Annotated in this window: 19 protein-coding genes; all 19 read right to left on the bottom strand. The window is 53.2% G+C overall.

The window, feature by feature from the left end; translation table 11 throughout:
- Window positions 1-8: 8 nt before the first annotated feature.
- The 19 genes from fliR to fliF all read right to left on the bottom strand — a co-directional run bounded on the left by fliR (window position 9) and on the right by fliF (window position 15,501).
- Window positions 9-797 carry a flagellar biosynthetic protein FliR gene (fliR, locus tag BCV73_RS06755; protein ID WP_089546550.1) on the bottom strand — a complete coding sequence of 263 codons (789 nt, stop codon included), beginning with the start codon at window positions 795-797 and terminating at the stop codon, window positions 9-11.
- A gap of 12 nt (window positions 798-809) precedes the next feature.
- The gene (gene fliQ / locus BCV73_RS06750; protein ID WP_076168126.1) at window positions 810-1,079 is read right to left on the bottom strand and encodes a flagellar biosynthesis protein FliQ; all 270 of its coding nucleotides are present in this window, start codon (window positions 1,077-1,079) and stop codon (window positions 810-812) included.
- A 32-nt stretch (window positions 1,080-1,111) separates the two neighbouring features.
- A complete protein-coding gene (gene fliP, locus BCV73_RS06745; protein ID WP_089546549.1) occupies window positions 1,112-1,864 on the bottom strand; it encodes a flagellar type III secretion system pore protein FliP in 753 nt (250 codons plus the stop codon).
- Window positions 1,861-2,394, bottom strand: a complete 534-nt coding sequence (locus BCV73_RS06740; protein ID WP_076168131.1) for a flagellar biosynthetic protein FliO — start codon at window positions 2,392-2,394, stop codon at window positions 1,861-1,863. Before BCV73_RS06740 ends, fliP begins: the two co-directional genes overlap by 4 nt.
- 8 nt (window positions 2,395-2,402) lie before the next feature.
- Window positions 2,403-2,768, bottom strand: coding sequence for a response regulator (locus BCV73_RS06735; RefSeq protein ID WP_076168133.1), 366 nt, complete (start codon window positions 2,766-2,768; stop codon window positions 2,403-2,405).
- 26 nt (window positions 2,769-2,794) lie between these two features.
- Window positions 2,795-4,069, bottom strand: coding sequence for a flagellar motor switch phosphatase FliY (gene fliY, locus BCV73_RS06730; RefSeq protein WP_089546548.1), 1,275 nt, complete (start codon window positions 4,067-4,069; stop codon window positions 2,795-2,797).
- The gene (fliM, locus tag BCV73_RS06725; RefSeq protein ID WP_076168138.1) at window positions 4,059-5,057 is read right to left on the bottom strand and encodes a flagellar motor switch protein FliM; all 999 of its coding nucleotides are present in this window, start codon (window positions 5,055-5,057) and stop codon (window positions 4,059-4,061) included. The genes fliY and fliM overlap by 11 nt, the downstream gene beginning before the upstream one ends.
- Before the next feature lie 34 nt (window positions 5,058-5,091).
- Window positions 5,092-5,559, bottom strand: coding sequence for a flagellar basal body-associated FliL family protein (locus BCV73_RS06720; RefSeq protein ID WP_076168140.1), 468 nt, complete (start codon window positions 5,557-5,559; stop codon window positions 5,092-5,094).
- Window positions 5,556-5,780 carry a flagellar FlbD family protein gene (locus BCV73_RS06715; RefSeq protein WP_076168142.1) on the bottom strand — a complete coding sequence of 75 codons (225 nt, stop codon included), beginning with the start codon at window positions 5,778-5,780 and terminating at the stop codon, window positions 5,556-5,558. The genes BCV73_RS06720 and BCV73_RS06715 overlap by 4 nt, the downstream gene beginning before the upstream one ends.
- 56 nt (window positions 5,781-5,836) lie before the next feature.
- Window positions 5,837-6,652: a flagellar basal body rod protein FlgG gene (gene flgG, locus BCV73_RS06710; RefSeq protein WP_089546547.1), complete on the bottom strand. Its 816-nt coding sequence runs from the start codon at window positions 6,650-6,652 to the stop codon at window positions 5,837-5,839.
- A gap of 83 nt (window positions 6,653-6,735) precedes the next feature.
- A complete protein-coding gene (locus BCV73_RS06705; RefSeq protein WP_089546546.1) occupies window positions 6,736-7,125 on the bottom strand; it encodes a TIGR02530 family flagellar biosynthesis protein in 390 nt (129 codons plus the stop codon).
- The gene (locus tag BCV73_RS06700) at window positions 7,122-7,748 is read right to left on the bottom strand and encodes a flagellar hook capping FlgD N-terminal domain-containing protein (protein ID WP_089546545.1); all 627 of its coding nucleotides are present in this window, start codon (window positions 7,746-7,748) and stop codon (window positions 7,122-7,124) included. Before BCV73_RS06700 ends, BCV73_RS06705 begins: the two co-directional genes overlap by 4 nt.
- An 18-nt stretch (window positions 7,749-7,766) precedes the next feature.
- Window positions 7,767-9,233, bottom strand: a complete 1,467-nt coding sequence (locus tag BCV73_RS06695; RefSeq protein ID WP_089546544.1) for a flagellar hook-length control protein FliK — start codon at window positions 9,231-9,233, stop codon at window positions 7,767-7,769.
- Between the two features lie 78 nt (window positions 9,234-9,311).
- The gene (locus tag BCV73_RS06690; RefSeq protein WP_256992762.1) at window positions 9,312-10,187 is read right to left on the bottom strand and encodes a MotE family protein; all 876 of its coding nucleotides are present in this window, start codon (window positions 10,185-10,187) and stop codon (window positions 9,312-9,314) included.
- A 102-nt stretch (window positions 10,188-10,289) separates the two neighbouring features.
- Window positions 10,290-10,739, bottom strand: a complete 450-nt coding sequence (gene fliJ, locus BCV73_RS06685) for a flagellar export protein FliJ (RefSeq protein WP_076168154.1) — start codon at window positions 10,737-10,739, stop codon at window positions 10,290-10,292.
- A gap of 9 nt (window positions 10,740-10,748) precedes the next feature.
- On the bottom strand, window positions 10,749-12,068 hold the full coding sequence (fliI, locus tag BCV73_RS06680) for a flagellar protein export ATPase FliI (protein WP_076168156.1): 1,320 nt from the start codon (window positions 12,066-12,068) through the stop codon (window positions 10,749-10,751).
- The gene (locus BCV73_RS06675) at window positions 12,055-12,900 is read right to left on the bottom strand and encodes a FliH/SctL family protein (protein WP_089546542.1); all 846 of its coding nucleotides are present in this window, start codon (window positions 12,898-12,900) and stop codon (window positions 12,055-12,057) included. Before BCV73_RS06675 ends, fliI begins: the two co-directional genes overlap by 14 nt.
- Window positions 12,893-13,909 carry a flagellar motor switch protein FliG gene (fliG, locus tag BCV73_RS06670; RefSeq protein WP_076168160.1) on the bottom strand — a complete coding sequence of 339 codons (1,017 nt, stop codon included), beginning with the start codon at window positions 13,907-13,909 and terminating at the stop codon, window positions 12,893-12,895. The genes BCV73_RS06675 and fliG overlap by 8 nt, the downstream gene beginning before the upstream one ends.
- An 11-nt stretch (window positions 13,910-13,920) precedes the next feature.
- Window positions 13,921-15,501 (bottom strand): flagellar basal-body MS-ring/collar protein FliF, encoded by a 1,581-nt coding sequence (fliF, locus tag BCV73_RS06665; RefSeq protein WP_076168162.1) that lies wholly within the window; start codon window positions 15,499-15,501, stop codon window positions 13,921-13,923.
- Window positions 15,502-15,591: the final 90 nt, after the last annotated feature.

The raw sequence follows: 15,591 nt of genomic DNA, 5'->3' as shown, positions 1-15,591 counted from the left end.
TCCTCACATTACGCAGGCTTGTGACCGATAATCCCCAGAAGCGTCTGCATCGACTCAAACATGATTCCGAACAAGTCGCCGAAAATATAGGAAAAGCTCGGTACCAGCAAAAAAAGAATCATCAGTCCGACAATAATTTTCAGCGGCATCCCGACGGCAAATACGTTGAACTGCGGTGCGGTGCGTGCCAGAAATCCCAGCCCGATGTCAGTCAGGAACAGCGCTGTGACGAGCGGAGCCGACATTTGAAAGGCAAGGACAAACGACTGGCCGAACGTCTTGATCAAAAATTCCGACAAGCTGCCATCCGCCATTCTCATAAACAACTCGTTGGAAAGCGGAACCCAGTCATAGCTCCGGATGATGCCGTCCAGCAAATAGTGGTGCCCGTTCATCGTCAGAAACAGCAGCAAGGCGAACATGTACTTGAAGTTGCCCAGCATTGGCGCTGAGGTGCCCGTCATTGGATCCAGCACGTTCGCGATCCCGAAGCCGATCTGGATGTCGATGAAGGAGCCGGCCGTCTGGATCACCATAAACAGCACATAGGCGACGAATCCGAGCAGCAGCCCGATCAGCACTTCCCTGATGATCAGAAGGACGTACGTCACATCTGCCGGAACGCTCTGATGCACGCCATAAGTTAGGTACACAAGCGCAGATACGAAAAAAGCGATGCCTATTTTGAAAATATTCGGGACTCCTTTAGAAGAAAGCACCGGAACGACAACAAAAAAGGCTGTAATTCGACAAAAAATAAGCATAAAAACCGGCAGACTTTCCAGCAGCATGTTCATGAATAAGTCCGCCTATCCGATATATTTGTACAAGTTGTCCAAAATGTTAAAAGTGAAGTCCACCAGCGTCGTCAGAATCCATGGCCCAAAGAAAAGAATCGCCAGCAGTACGGCCACGATCTTTGGCACAAATGCCAGCGTCTGCTCCTGAATTTGGGTTGTCGCCTGGAAAATGCTGATCACCAGACCGACGATGAGTCCCAGCAGCAGCATGGGCGCACTGACCTTCAGCACGGTATATACCGCCTGGCCGGCGAGACCAATAATAAATTCCGAATTCATGGCTGAACATCCCGCCCCTTCTTCATACTCATTCAGGTATTAAAGCTCATCAGCAGCGACTTGACGACCAAATACCAACCGTCCACCAGCACAAACAGCAAAATTTTAAACGGCAGCGAGATCATGACCGGCGGGAGCATCATCATGCCCATCGCCATCAAGGTACTGGATACGACGATATCTATAATAAGAAAAGGAATAAAGATCATGAATCCCATCTGAAAGGCCGTTTTGAGCTCGCTGATCGCGAACGCCGGCACCATGACCGTGAGCGGAATGTCCTTGTAGGTATTCGGCTTTTCGATCTTGGTATATTTCATAAACAGCAGCAGGTCCTTCTCCCTTGTGTTGGAGAACATGAACTTTTTCATCGGTTCCGCCGCTTTGTCCAAAGCCTGCGTCTGTGTCAGTTCTCCTTTTAAATACGGCTGCAGGGCCACATCATTGATGGAGGAAAAGGTTGGCGTCATGACAAACAGCGTCAAAAAAAGAGCCAGCCCTACGATGACCTGGTTAGGGGGCATCTGCTGAGTTCCAAGCGACGTTCTGACAAAACCGAGCACGATCACGATCCGCGTAAAACTGGTCATCAGCACAAGCAGCGCCGGCGCGATGCTGATGACCGTGATGAGAAGCAGAATCGAGAGCGAGCTGGTGCTTGGCTTCCCTCCGGAGTCCCCTACCTGGATATCGATATTCGGTATCGGATCCGCAAAGGCGGCCGTCACCGAGAGCAGGCTGATCAATGTAACGATGATACAAACGAACAAAACCTTCTTTTTCATGGCTCCCTCAACCGATCTGTAGTATTGTCTTCCCGCAGGAGCTCTTCCATCTTCTCTTTACGGTTTGACATCCGGCGCAGCTTCTCGTCAAATACTTCATGAAATTCCGGCGTTTCCTCCAGGCTGATCTCCTCGGATACCGGACCCGTTTTGCGCAGCTTTGCAGCAAGCTTGGCCACCAATGGCGATAACCCGTTCTGCGAGTATGCCGGATCCTGTTCAAACGATGCCAGGATGACGGCGACCTCGTCAGGGTCGGTAATTTTATCGACGAGGCGAATATCTTCGCCTACGCCGACCAAATATACGCTGCTACCGATTTCAATGACCTGGAGCGATTTGTTCGGCCCCAGCCCGACAGCCCCCAGCGTCCGGATCGAACGGCTGCTGAACCAAGTTTTATTTTTCCGGCCGAGAAAACGGATCAGAAGAATAATGAGTGCAATAATCACCGCCAGGACGATGATGACATAAACCAGGCTGAGAGCGTAATTACCGGAGCCGGGAAGCGGCGTATCTGGATTACTCATCTAAAGTCCTAAACTCCCAGCGTCTTATTGATGGCTTCAATAACGCGGTCGGTCTGGAACGGTTTGACGATAAAATCCTTCGCGCCTGCTTGGATGGCGTCGATGACCATCGCCTGCTGCCCCATGGCGGAGCACATGATGACCTTCGCGGCCGGGTCGATCTTTTTGATTTCTTTCAGCGCGGCGATCCCGTCCATTTCCGGCATCGTAATATCCATCGTAATCAGGTCCGGACGAAGCTCTTTAAACTTCTCGATCGCCTGGGATCCGTCCTGGGCCTCTCCGACTACCTCAAAACCGTTTTTAGTCAAAATATCACGGATCATCATTCTCATAAATGCAGCGTCATCCACGATAAGAATTCGATTTGCCATTGATTAAAAATCCTCCCTAAATTTTGCTATTGTAATTTTTGTATTCGGTCCCACTGGCTGAGAATATCCGTGACACGCACCCCGAAATTTTCATCGATAACGACAACCTCGCCTTTGGCGATCAGCTTGTTGTTGATCAGGATGTCAACCGGCTCGCCCGCCAGCTTGTCCAGTTCGATGATTGAACCTTGAGACATTTCCAGGATATCCTTAATTTGCTTCTGGGTCCTTCCTAATTCTACGGTGACTTTAAGAGGAATGTCCATCAATAAGTTTAAATTATTTTGATCGACCTGGCCGAACGAGCCACCTTGTAAATTCGCAAATTGCACAGGCTGCACGTTGACGTTCCGGTTAGGCATAGCCCCGTAATGCTGCGGCATGGCCGTATAAGGATTCTGCATGTTCGGATCGTACGCTTGCCCCGGCATGGAAGCGGGCATCCCGGCAGCTGGAGCACCGTAGCCCGGCGCGCCGGACGGCATTCCGTAATCCTGCTGCTGCGGAGCCGGCTGACTGGCTGTCGGAGGCGGGTAAGAGGCCTCAGGCTGAGATGCCGGCCGCTCAGGCGCTTCAACCGCTGGAGCCGCCTGCTGCATCGACTGTTCCGCCTCGTCCGAACCATGAATCAGCATGCTGACCATATCCTTGGCGAACTGGACCGGAAGCAGCTGCATGATCGTGGAATCGATCAATTCTCCGATTTTGAGCCGGAAAGAGATCTTGATCAGCGTCTGCTCGGAAGGCAGGCTGTTGACCCCGTCGCCGTTGGCCATGTCCAGAATGTCGATGCCTGGCGGCGAAATATTGACGAACCGGTTAAATATCGTCGACATCGAAGTGGCCGAAGAGCCCATCATTTGGTTCATCGCTTCCTGAACCGCGCTGATATGGATTTCGTTCAGCTCCGCATCCTGCGGATCACCTTCTCCGCCCAGCATCAGGTCGGCGATGACCTGCGCGTCACGCGTTTTAATAACCAAAGAGTTGATCCCTTCAAAACCGTCCACATACGTGACATGAACAGCCACATGGGGCTTGGGGAACTCTTCCTCAAACTGGCTGCGGGTAATGATGGACACCTTCGGCGTCGTAATGTCCACCTTCTTGCCCAGCAGCGTCGAAAGTGCAGTGGCTGCACTGCCAAACGTAATGTTGCCGATCTCTCCCAGTGCATCCTGCTCCAGAGGCGTTAAATAATCGTCTACCGTCGAACCCGCATTTCGGGAGAAGTCGGCCGCTTCGGTCTGTTTCAGCAGGGCGTCGATCTCTTCCTGGGATAAATAATCTTTACTCGTCAAGTTCCTCAGCTCCTTCGCTGACAATTTCGTCGATTTGCACGGCCACGCGGTCTTTGACGGTACCCGGGCTTCCTATAAACTTCAACCGGTCACCAACCTTGATTTTCAGTCCCGAATGTACCGGCTTGGCCAGGCTGATGACGTCCCCTACATTCAATCCCAAAAACTCGGATACGGAGATATAAGACTCCCCAAGCTCGGCGATCATGCTCAGCTTGGCTTGGCTGATCCGGTTTTTGAGCGACTCGGCTTCCTCCGGCACGCTGGACTTCTTCTCCGATACAAACCACTGATGGGCCGAGAGCTTCGACATGATCGGCTCCAGCACTACATGCGGAATACAGAGGTTGATCATGCCCGTCGTATCGCCGATTTTAGTACTGAGCGAAATCAGGGCGATGGTTTCGTTCGGTGAGACGATCTGCATAAACTGCGGATTCGTCTCCATCGCTTCCATCCGTGGAGAGATATCCAGCACCGTTTTCCACGCTTCCGCCAAGCTCTCGAACGCCCGGCTGAAAATCCGCTCCATGATCGTCGTTTCGATTTCGGTGAGCGAGTTGATTTTGGAAGGAGCATTTCCGACTCCGCCTAGCAGCCGGTCCAGCATGGCATAAGCCACGTTGGGGTGTACTTCCAGCACCATTCTTCCTTTCAAAGGTTCCGCCTCAAAAATATTGAGAATCGTCATCTTCGGAATCGAGCGGATAAATTCGTCATAAGGAAGCTGCTCAACCTGAACCACGTTAATTTGAACAAACGTCCGCAGCTGTGCGGAAAAATAGGTCGTCAGATAACGCGCGAAATTTTCATGAATCCGTGTCAGACTTCGGATATGATCCTTGGAAAAGCGGACGGCCCGCTTGAAATCATAGGAACGGATTTTTTTCTGGGTCTCTTCTTTTTTAAGTTCCTCCGCATCCATTTCACCGGACGACAGTGCGGCGAGCAGGGCGTCAATCTCATTTTGCGATAATACATCAACCAATCATCTCACCCCCTTACGGTTTCCGGTCGTTATGTTACAGCGGCGTCAAAACAAAGTTCGTGATGGAGATTTGCGTCAGTTTCCCTCGTGTCAAGGTTTTATTGATCAGATTGATCAATTTTGCGCTTAATTGGTCTTTTCCTTTGGAGCCCTTCAGTTCCTCGGGTCTCGTATCGGCGAGCGTCTTAATAATGATGGGCTTGATCTCGAATTCTTTGATCTTATCGAATTCTTCCTTCGATTTTTTGTCGTTCAATTGGAACGCAAAATTCATCAATACGATATAATCCTGATCCGCGAGATTGGTCTTGATATCCGTAATCTCCGAAGTGATTTCCACAAGCTCGTCTGCCGATAATTTTGGAGCCTCGATCGTTTGGGCGGCCGATTTCGTTTCGTTTGAACTGCTCCCGAAATATTTATCCATCAGCAAAAATGCGGCAAGCACGATCAGTGTAATCGCCAGCAGTATCGTTATTAGCCAGGGCAGCATCTTTTTCATGGGGATTCCTCCGTTTGTTGCACTTTAATAGTTGCGTTGTGAACGCCGATTTCCTGATTGTATTGCTTCACCAGGGAAATGACTTCCGCCGCTTTTTCCAAAACAATCATTCGTTTGCCCGTAACCAGGGTAATATACGTGTCCGGCGTTTCTTCCACTGTTTCGATAAGCAGGGCATTCAGCCATAATGGTGAGCCGTTTAACCGGGTAACTAAAATCATAGCAGGCCTCCTATGGAAATCGGAGGAGGACAGGCCTCCCCCGTCACTTCACTCTACTAACGCTTCAGATTGACGACTTCCTGCAGCACCTCGTCGGAGGTCGTAATGATCCGCGAGTTCGCCTGGAAACCGCGCTGGGCGACGATCATTTCGGTAAATTCGCCGGTCAGGTCGACGTTGGACATTTCCAGCTGACCTGCAACGATCGCACCGGTTCCGGTGGTTGCATCATTTGCTTCTCCTGCTTCAAAGTCTCCGTCTGCGATAGCGTTTGGCGTAATACGGTACAAGTTTCCGCCGATTTTCTCGAGTCCTTCCGGATTCGTGACTTTGCCTACGCCAATCTTAAGGGTCGTATCGGTTCCGCCATCTGCCAGCTTTTGGATGATGGTGCCGTCCTGAGAAATGGAGAACGAAACGGCATCCCCAAGGTTAATCGGAGCTCCGCCTGAATCGCAGACAAACATCCCGTCCGACGTAACCAGATTCTTCAGTGCATCGACGTGAAAATCACCTGCTCTGGTAAGGAACGGTGGATCCTGATCTTCGGTCATGCTTACAAGAAAAAAGCCGTCGCCGTCAATTCGCAGGTCCGTCGGGTTGTTCGTCGTCTGCGCGCTTCCCCCGGTGTGCAACGTATCAATCGATCCGATCGACACGCCAAGCCCAATTTGCTTGGCATTGACACCGCCGTTTTCACCCTCAACCGGCGCTGTCACGCCAGATACGGTCTGGCTCATAACATCCTTAAACATGACTCGGCCTGCCTTGAAGCCGGTCGTGTTAACGTTGGCGATATTGTTGCCGATTACGTCGAGCTTGGTTTGGAATCCGCGCATCCCTGAAACGCCTGAATACATCGATCTCAACATGGGTCTGTTTCCTCCTAGGTTTGTGAAATGAACTGCGTCAGTCGGTCAGCAGTTCCCTGGCTTTCCGGTTCGGGCCAGCCAGCTTACGACAGCACGACCGCGCTGTCGATTTGGGTAAACACGTTGTCTTTCATCGATTTGCCGTCTATCGCCGTGACGACCGTCCGGTTAGGAACGTTGACGATGAGCGCCATATCCTTCATCAGGATCAGCGATTCCTTGCTGCCTTTGGCGGCAGCCTTTTCAACGGCTTGGTTCAGCTTGTCCAGCTGCTCCCCTTTGATCTCGATCCCTCTTTGCTCCAGCCGCTTGGCCGCATGATTGCTGAACTTGAGCAGGCTTCCCTGCAGCAGTTCATCAAATGACGTCTGGGACGAGGCGTCCGGCGTTGCGGCCGGTTTCGAAGTCTTGACGGGTGCGGCCGGATATATCCTTCCGGGATAGAGCTGTCCGATCGTCATCCGTTCGTTCATGCCGATTCCCCGTTCCCGCCTGTCGTGCCCTCTCCTGCCGCTGCGCTTGCTGCCTCGGCGCCTGTCTCTCCGGTTTCAGAGCCGCTGCCCGCAGAACCTTCTGCCGTGCCGCCCGCATTCGACGCACCGTCAGTTGATGGCGTTTCAGTATCCGCAGGCGGAGTACCCTCTTCCTGCTTGGCATTCATGATTTCGACGATCTTCGTAATCGGAATCGCTACTGACCCAACGGAAGCGTACTGAACGCCGTCCTTGACGATAATAGAATCCACGATGCCCGTTTTGATCTCAGACGTACTTTCGCCTGATTGATCGGAGCTGCTTCCGCTATCGACCCAGCTGATCTGTTTGCCGATCAGTCCCGATACGTTGCCAAGGGACTGACTCATGGCGTTCAGCTGGCTGGATATGTTCATCAGCTGCTCGACCGAGGTGAATTGGGCCATCTGGGCGATAAATTCCTTGTCCTCCATCGGCTGCATCGGATCCTGGTTTTTAAGCTGGGTCACCAAAATGCTCAGAAACTGGTCCTTGCCGAGCGTCTGCGTCTTCGTGCTGGCCTTCTGCACGTTGGAAGCCGAGTAGTTAGGCCAAATGTTGCTTGTCGATACGATATCTGACATGGTTGTTCACCTCCGTTTTTACGCTTTGGCTGTAAACGTATTTCCTTGGTCCGCCTGCTGCCGGGCAAGCCATTCATTCAGCTCGTCTCCCAGCTCAGCCACGGCCAAGGCATCTTCGGAGGAAGCGTCCTTGTCCTTTTGCCGGCGGTTCGGCTGCTGCTGACCCGATTGGGATTGACGGCCGTCGTGATACATTTGGGACTGCAGCGAAGGGTTTTGCGTTACCACAAGTTTCTCAACCTGCACACCCTGCGACTGCAGCGTACTGCGGAGCTGACTCATCTGCTGTTCCAGCAAATCCTTGGCTCCGGCGTGCTCGGTCGTAAATTGGGCAACGAGCTGTCCGTTTTGCATCGTCAGCTTAATGTCGACCTGGCCCAGGTGTTCCGGGTACAGCGATATTTTCGCTTCCGAGATGCCTTCTTGCTTCACGATTTCCAGCTTGTTTACGACAAATGTGCTCATTTCTTTGGCAAACTGCGTAACGGGCACCGCTTGCGCCGCTGCTTTATGAGGCGACTGAATGCCTTCTTTCATCACGAGATGCCCTGCCGTTACCGTCGTCTGGCTGGTAAGCGGATCCTCCGGCTTCGCCGCCGCTTCCACCTCTTCTCCGGAAGAAGGGCTTGCAGCGGATGCTGCTGTTTGCGCATCGGCATACGGCTGCTGTCTTGTCAAGATCGTACTCAGCACGGCCTTGCCGCTTGCAGCGGATGCAGTATCGCCTGCCGGCTGCTGCCGGATCGCTTCCAGCAACGCGGAGATGCGGCTGGCTTGTCCTTCCGCTTTAGGCTGGAATATTGGTGCCGTATCCTGTTGCGCTGCCGATTCCGAGTCCTTGACCAGAGCCGCCGGTTTGCTTTTCCCAGGAGCTGTGGCGTTCTGAACCAGGTTATGGAACGTTTCCAGCAGTTCTGCAGCCTGCGCCGTGGTGTCCGCCCCCGTATTTGGCTGCTGCAGCACCGTGATCAGCTGGGCCAACGCATCCTGTGCGGCAAACCGTGCCGTCGCCGGGTGGCTGGCCAGTGCCGTCAAGGCTTGATCTCCCTCATTAGCCGGGGTGTCTTCAGGCTGTGCTTCGCCGTTTCCTTGAACGTTCAGCAGCAAGGTGGTTACCTGCTGAATCCAGCTTTGCAGGGCGCTCAGCACTTCAGGGTCTTCGGCAATCGCTTCATCCAGCTGATCGGCATCCAGAAGAAGGCTTTGCAGCAGGGCTGCGGTATTCTGCTCATCATTGTCCCCGTTCCCTTGAACCGCCGTCGTTTGAGCATTTTTCAGCAGCCCTTCCAAAAGTGACGCCACGCCGTTCATGGCCGAAGCTTCCTGCGAACCGCCTGCTGTACCTGTCATCAGCAGAGTCAACGAGACTCCAAATGCCGGTACCGGTGCCGTTCCCGCCGAGGCGTTTGCCGCACCGCCGCTTGTTCCTGCTGTCTTCGCTCCGGCTGACGCACCTGCGGAAATGTTTTGAAATATCAGGCTCATCTTTGTTTTCACCTCCTTTCGCGTGCAGTACTACATTCAAGTACTCTGTTGAAAAGAAGCTCTGGTTGAAAAGAATCACTACTTGCTGCTTAGCAATTTGTTGAGAATGACAGCGCTCGTCTTCTGGTCTGTTTTGCTCATCGAATCCAAAATGCTTGACCGTGTCGAATCTGCCACGGCGCCCAGAATAGTCAGTACTTTGTCCGGACTGATCTTGTACATGGCCAGCAGCAGATTGGCCGCGCTATCCGCGTTCATCGACCCGAACGTCTGGCTGATTTGAGCCTTGTCCAGCCCGGTTGACGACGGTGTCGTCTGCGCGGCGCTGTCCTTGTTCACTCTGGACTGAAGCGCCGCGATCGCCAAATCGCTGGACGATACGGAATCCTTCATTTTCAGCGTGATATCCGCCGCCATCTTTGGATCCATCTTGGCGAGGATGTTCATCCGGCTGTCCGCATCCATAGCGCTAAGCAGCTGAACGACCTCTTCCGTGGTCATATTCTGCAGAATCGGCGCCGCTTTGCTCGGGCTCATGCCGGCGTACATTTTCGCCAGGTTTTTGACCTGCTTCTCGTAATCGTCGGCGGTATTTCCCGCCTGTGCATCCGTAGACTGCGCGCTGCTCTCTTGGAGCTGATCGATCTGCGTCTGCAGCGATTTGATTTTACTGTCCTGCTGCTTCTGGTCTTCCTTAGCCTTCTGAAGGTCCGCTTCCTTGGCTTCCAGCTGGCTTTTCAGCTCCTTGATCGTAGCGGTCGCGCTCTCCACCTGTGCTTTCGTTTTGTCCAGCTTGGCCGCTGCCGGATCCTTGACCGGGTCAGGGACCCAGTTTTTCACAACCGGAATTTTGTTGGCAACACCGAGCACTTCGTTCCGAACGTTGGTGTTCAGCAGCATCAGAAGCACGCCCAGGAGCACCACCGTAAAGATGATTGGTATAACAAGAAACAAAAACCGTTCAAATCCCCCTGTTGATTCTTTCTCTAATTCTTCAAAACCTGTTCTTGCCACAGTTGTTCCACCCCCAAGCCAGCAGCTCTATATCACGTTCACTCATCTCGCCCTAGCGCCCATGGCAAACCGTACGGTCGCCATCTCGTCAAGCTCGTTCTGCTCATGCAGGAGCGCCTGCTGCTGAAATGCCGTCTTTGCTTTGTCCCGCGCTTTTAACCAGACGTTTTCATCCAGCATCTTTGTGGACAAATGCTTCTGCTGTATCTGAACCTTCATATTGGCTCTGTTCACATCCACATGCTTCATCCGTATGCATTGGTCCAAATATTCGACATACGCCTGAATTTCCTGAATCATGGAGACAGGAACGCATTGGCCGGCAGCTTCCTGAAGCTGCTTGACCATGCTCTCCCGGATATCCAGCAGCTCCCCCAGCGACTTTTCTTCCGCCTGAAGCTTGCCGATGGCGCTGGACAGCATCCATTCCGCCTGGGTACGTTCGTTGCTTTTGAGGTCGACAATTTTTTGGAACGCGTACTGAAATCTCATCCCTTATGGTCATCTCCTTGAAAATTCGGAAATCAAACGTTCTTGAACCTGCTCCAGCGTCACTTTTTCGTCTACGCGCTGCTTGGTAAAATCCCAGATGGCCTGGATGGAATCGATGGCTTCATCGATTTGCTCGTTCGAGCCTTTTTGGTAAGCGCCGATGTTGATCAGATCTTCGGACTCTTTATAGACAGCCATCAGCCGCTTCAAATTATCCGCAGCGTCCGTCTGCTCGCGCGGCGCAATATCCTTCATCACCCGGCTGATGCTGGCAAGCACGTCGATCGCGGGAAAATGGCCCTTGTTCGCGATACCCCGGTTCAGCACGATGTGCCCGTCCAGGATTCCCCGCACCGCATCCGCGATCGGCTCATTCATGTCGTCGCCGTCGACGAGCACGGTGTAAAAGGCGGTAATGGAACCTTGCGGCCCTGTCCCCGCCCGTTCGAGCAGCTTCGGCAGGCTCGCGAACACCGACGGCGTATAACCGCGCATCGCCGGCGGTTCGCCGATCGCCAGCCCCACTTCCCGCTGCGCCATCGCATACCGCGTCACGGAATCCATCATCAGCATGACGTTCATGCCCCGGTCCCGGAAATACTCGGCGATCGTCGTCGCGATCAGCGCTCCCTTGATCCGGATCAGCGCAGGCTGGTCGGAGGTGGCCACGATGACCACCGATCGCTGCAGCCCTTCAGGGCCCAGGTCGCGCTCGATAAAATCGAGCACTTCCCGTCCCCGCTCGCCAATGAGCGCGATCACATTGACATCCGCCGCGGTGTTGCGCGCGATCATGCCCATCAGCGTACTTTTCCCGACGCCGGATCCGGCGAAGATCCCGACACGCTGCCCTTTGCCGATGGTCAGCAGGCCATCGATGGCCCGTACGCCAATGCTGATCGGCTCCAGCACCCGGGGCCGGTTCAGCGGGTTCGGCGGCGTGTTATACGTCGAGCTGTGCGGCATTCGGGTAGGAATCAGGGAGCCGTCGAGCGGCTGCCCCAAACCGTCCAGCACCTTGCCAAGCAGCTCGGAGCCTACCTGAACGCTTAGCGGCTTGCCCGTGCCGACCACATCGCACCCCGGTCCGATCGACTGCAGCTCACCGAGCGGCATGAGCAGAACCTTGTTGTCGCGGAAACCGACAACCTCCGCCTGCAGCGGCTTGGCGCCTTTGCTCGGATAAATGTAGCAAACGTCTCCGACGCTGGCGTCAGGGCCTTCCGACTCGACCATCAGTCCGATGACCTGGGTGACTTTCCCGTTGATCCGGACCGGATCAATGTTCCGCAAATGCTCCATATACCGTCCGCTGTCAAGCACCTTCATCTTGGTCTCTCCGTTCCCCTTCGTCCAGAGCGATACGTATCAGCTCTTTTTTGATTTCGGTCAGCTGAGTTTCCACGCGTGCGTCGACGCTGCCGAACGAGGAGCGGATGACGCAGCCATGATCATGGACCGTAGCATCCGGCAGGATCTGCAGCTCCGCTTGCGAATCGATCGCCACGCTCAGCTCTTCCCGGGCTGCCTGGACAAAAGCGAAATGCTCCGGCGCCACGCAAAGCGTAATCACACCCTGCTCCCGTTTGCGGGACAAGTTCTTCCGGATGAGATCGATCGCATAATCCCGGTCCACGGTCAGCTGCTTGTCGATCACCTTTTCGGCGATGGCACAGCTCAGATCTACGAGAAAGGGCTCGGCTTCCTGAATGATCTGCTCCTTGATCATATAGGCATGCCGCAAAACCGACTGGGCTTCGGCCATCATTTCCTGAAGCTTGGCCGCAAGATCCGCTTCCGCTTTCTCAGCGCCTTCCCGGTATCCTTCCGCGTAGCCTTCCGACTTCACGGCCTCGATCAAGTGCTCGTCCTGCTCCCTGCGCTCCTGCCACCACGCATTGATCTTCTCCTCGTTCTCGGCCAGTATCCGCTGCGCCTCTTCAGACGCCTCACGGATGTGACGCTCCGCGAACTCCTTGGCATCCTGCAGCATTTCCTGGCTGAGCCGTTTGCTCTCTTCATCCGCCTGGGCCCGGATCTCTTCAATCTTTACCTCGTTGTTCACCTCATCCTGCTCCGGAAGCGCATAGTGCCTTGCCAGATCCAGCCGTTTGAGAGCTTCCACCGGTACGTACTGCGAAGATTTAATCAAATTAGACAATGATGTCATCTCCTCCGCCGCGGGCGATGATGATCTCCCCGGCTTCTTCCAGTCTGCGGATGGTGCCTACGATGCGGGTCTGAGCTTCTTCGACGTCACGCAGCCGCACTGGTCCCATATATTCCATCTCTTCCTTGAAGGTTTCGGCCATCCGCTTGGACATGTTGCGGAAAATGACGTCCCGCACCTCTTCGCTCGCCACCTTGAGGGCAAGCTGAAGGTCGGCGTTCTCGATGTCGCGGATGATCCGCTGAATGGAACGGTTGTCGACGTTGACGATATCCTCGAACACGAACATTCTCTTCTTGATTTCTTCGGCCAGCTCCGGATCCTGAATTTCGAGCGAATCGAGGATCGTTCGTTCCGTTCCCCGGTCGACTCCGTTCAAAATCTGGACGATCGATTCGATGCCGCCGGCATTCGTGTAATCCTGTGTCACGGTCGCCGACAGTTTCTGCTCCAGCACGCGCTCTACCTGGGCGATAACTTCAGGTGAAGTGCTGTCCATAACCGCGATTCTTCTTGCCACATCCGCCTGCTTTTCCTGCGGCAGAGAGGACAGAATCGCCGCCGCCTGCTCAAATTGCAGATAGGACAGCACCAAAGCGATCGTCTGGGCATTTTCGTTCTGTATAAAGTTCAAAATCTGGTTCGGATCCGCTTTGCGGGCAAAATCGAATGGGCGTACCTGCAGCGTCGCCGTCAGACGGTTGATGACTTCCAGCGCTTTTTGCGAGCCGAGCGCCTTTTCGAGAATTTCCTTGGCGTAGTTGATGCCGCCCTGCGAAATATATTCCTGGGCCAGACAGATTTGATGAAACTCGGACATAATCAGGTCCTTTTCCACACTGTCCACTTTGCGCACATTGGCGATTTCCAACGTCAGCTGCTCGATCTCATCATCACGCAAGTGCTTGAAAATTTGTGCGGACACTTCCGGTCCCAGCGTAATGAGCAGGATGGCCGCTTTTTGGCGCCCGCTCAGTGCCTGGCTGTTTGCTTTTGCCATAAATCCACCCCCTATTCATCCGCGAGCCATGTGCGCAGCAGGTTGACGAATTCATCCGGCTTTCTCTTCGCCAATGTTTCCAGCTGTTTGCGCACCTGACTTTCGTTCGTCACGCTCTCCAGATTAATGGAAGGAAACTCTGCCGCAGGCGGCAGCGGAAGATCTTCTTCGATTTCCTCTTTGTTCTTGCGGCGGCGGTAAATCAGGTATCCTCCACCCGCAAGCAGCGCAAGCGCGGCAAGGCCGATTCCCCACAGCATGCCTTGGGAAAGCTTGATTCCGCTCGGCTGGGTAACATTACCACTGAAAGGTTGCGAATAGACCGAAACTTTTTTAGCCAAATCAGCGTCTGTATATGTAATACCGGAATCGGCAAGCGATGCCCTTACGATATTTACCAAGATATTCTGAATGGCATCTCTGGTTTGTTGATCTACACTGGTTTGTCCCGTTGGTGGTTCAACTGCTACGTTTATGGTTAAATCTTTTACGGTATACGGACTGGCAACGATGTCTTTGGTAATATGGTTAACCTCGTAATTGATCGTCTTGGACAAATCCTCGGAAGTTACGTCACCTGTAGACGAGTTACTTGGATACCCCGGCACCTGGGTTTGGCCCGTGCCTGCCACTCCGCTATCCGGATTGCTCTTACCCGTATAATTCTTCGAAATTTCCTGAACGCTGATTTCAATGCCTTTCATGTTCTCCGTATCTACCGGTGTCACCATGTTTTCCTTGCTCTGAACTTTATCGAAATTCAGCTTGGAGACGACGAGGACATCGACTTTATTCGGTCCCATGAACTGGCTCAGAAATTCTTTGACGTTCTGGCGAACTTCGCTTTCGAACTTTTTCTGAAGCGCAAAATTTTCTTCGACGGACGAGGACAGCGTTCCCGAACCGCCTTGGGCCGACGACAGCAGCTCCGTATTGCCCTCTGATTCGGTGATGGTGATATTCTCTACCGGCAGATTCGGTACGGCGGTCTTGACCAAGTTGAAGTACCCGTCGATCGTTTGCTGGCTTGGATGATAACCCGGCTTAAAGGTAAGCACGACTGATGCGCTTGCTTTCTCCTGGTCTTCTTCGCTTGCAAACACGCTTTCTTTCGGCAGGTTTACTAGGACTTTAGCCTTACTTATGCCGTTCATGCTCGTGAGCAGCTGCTCAACTTCTCCGTTCAATGCGTTGTTGTACTTGACGTTAAACTCGCTGTCGGTTGTGCCGATCGATGATGATTGATCGAACGTTTTGAAACCGATGGATCCGTTCTGAATGAGTCCCTGTGAGCCGACATCGACCTTGATGCGGGCCGCCTCCGTACTCGGTACCGAAATGGATGTTCCGTTAGGACTCAATTTATACGGGATGTTGTTCGTATCGAGGTAGTTCATAATCCCAGCGGAGTCGCTGGCATTCAAGTCCTTGAAGGCCACTTCATACTCCGTTTTGGAAAACTGCATGGTCAGCACGACAATGGCGATGATAATAAAAGCGATCGTAGAAATGAATAAAATTTTCTGTTTTTTGCTGAATTGATTCCAGTACTGAACGACCTTGTCCTTATACTGGACGATTCTTTCGTTCACAACGTCACCCACCCCACCCGAAAACTTAGCATAAATCTATGAATGAATAGGTTCAGGCGATCCGCCAAAATCCTTCGTTCACTCTTTTGT

It is taken from the genome of Paenibacillus sp. SSG-1, assembly GCF_002224835.1.
GTDB classification, from domain to species: domain Bacteria; phylum Bacillota; class Bacilli; order Paenibacillales; family Paenibacillaceae; genus Paenibacillus_AQ; species Paenibacillus_AQ favisporus.
This window is presented reverse-complemented; position numbering and strand designations above follow the sequence as displayed.

Coding starts and splice junctions, on each gene's coding strand:
- fliR (WP_089546550.1), bottom strand. CDS start 797: ATGAACATGCTGCTGGAAAGTCTGCCGGTTTTTATGCTTATTTTTTGT.
- fliQ (WP_076168126.1), bottom strand. CDS start 1,079: ATGAATTCGGAATTTATTATTGGTCTCGCCGGCCAGGCGGTATATACC.
- fliP (WP_089546549.1), bottom strand. CDS start 1,864: ATGAAAAAGAAGGTTTTGTTCGTTTGTATCATCGTTACATTGATCAGC.
- BCV73_RS06740 (WP_076168131.1), bottom strand. CDS start 2,394: ATGAGTAATCCAGATACGCCGCTTCCCGGCTCCGGTAATTACGCTCTC.
- BCV73_RS06735 (WP_076168133.1), bottom strand. CDS start 2,768: ATGGCAAATCGAATTCTTATCGTGGATGACGCTGCATTTATGAGAATG.
- BCV73_RS06720 (WP_076168140.1), bottom strand. CDS start 5,559: ATGAAAAAGATGCTGCCCTGGCTAATAACGATACTGCTGGCGATTACA.
- BCV73_RS06715 (WP_076168142.1), bottom strand. CDS start 5,780: ATGATTTTAGTTACCCGGTTAAACGGCTCACCATTATGGCTGAATGCC.
- flgG (WP_089546547.1), bottom strand. CDS start 6,652: ATGTTGAGATCGATGTATTCAGGCGTTTCAGGGATGCGCGGATTCCAA.
- BCV73_RS06705 (WP_089546546.1), bottom strand. CDS start 7,125: ATGAACGAACGGATGACGATCGGACAGCTCTATCCCGGAAGGATATAT.
- BCV73_RS06700 (WP_089546545.1), bottom strand. CDS start 7,748: ATGTCAGATATCGTATCGACAAGCAACATTTGGCCTAACTACTCGGCT.
- BCV73_RS06695 (WP_089546544.1), bottom strand. CDS start 9,233: ATGAGCCTGATATTTCAAAACATTTCCGCAGGTGCGTCAGCCGGAGCG.
- fliJ (WP_076168154.1), bottom strand. CDS start 10,739: ATGAGATTTCAGTACGCGTTCCAAAAAATTGTCGACCTCAAAAGCAAC.
- fliI (WP_076168156.1), bottom strand. CDS start 12,068: ATGAAGGTGCTTGACAGCGGACGGTATATGGAGCATTTGCGGAACATT.
- fliG (WP_076168160.1), bottom strand. CDS start 13,909: ATGGCAAAAGCAAACAGCCAGGCACTGAGCGGGCGCCAAAAAGCGGCC.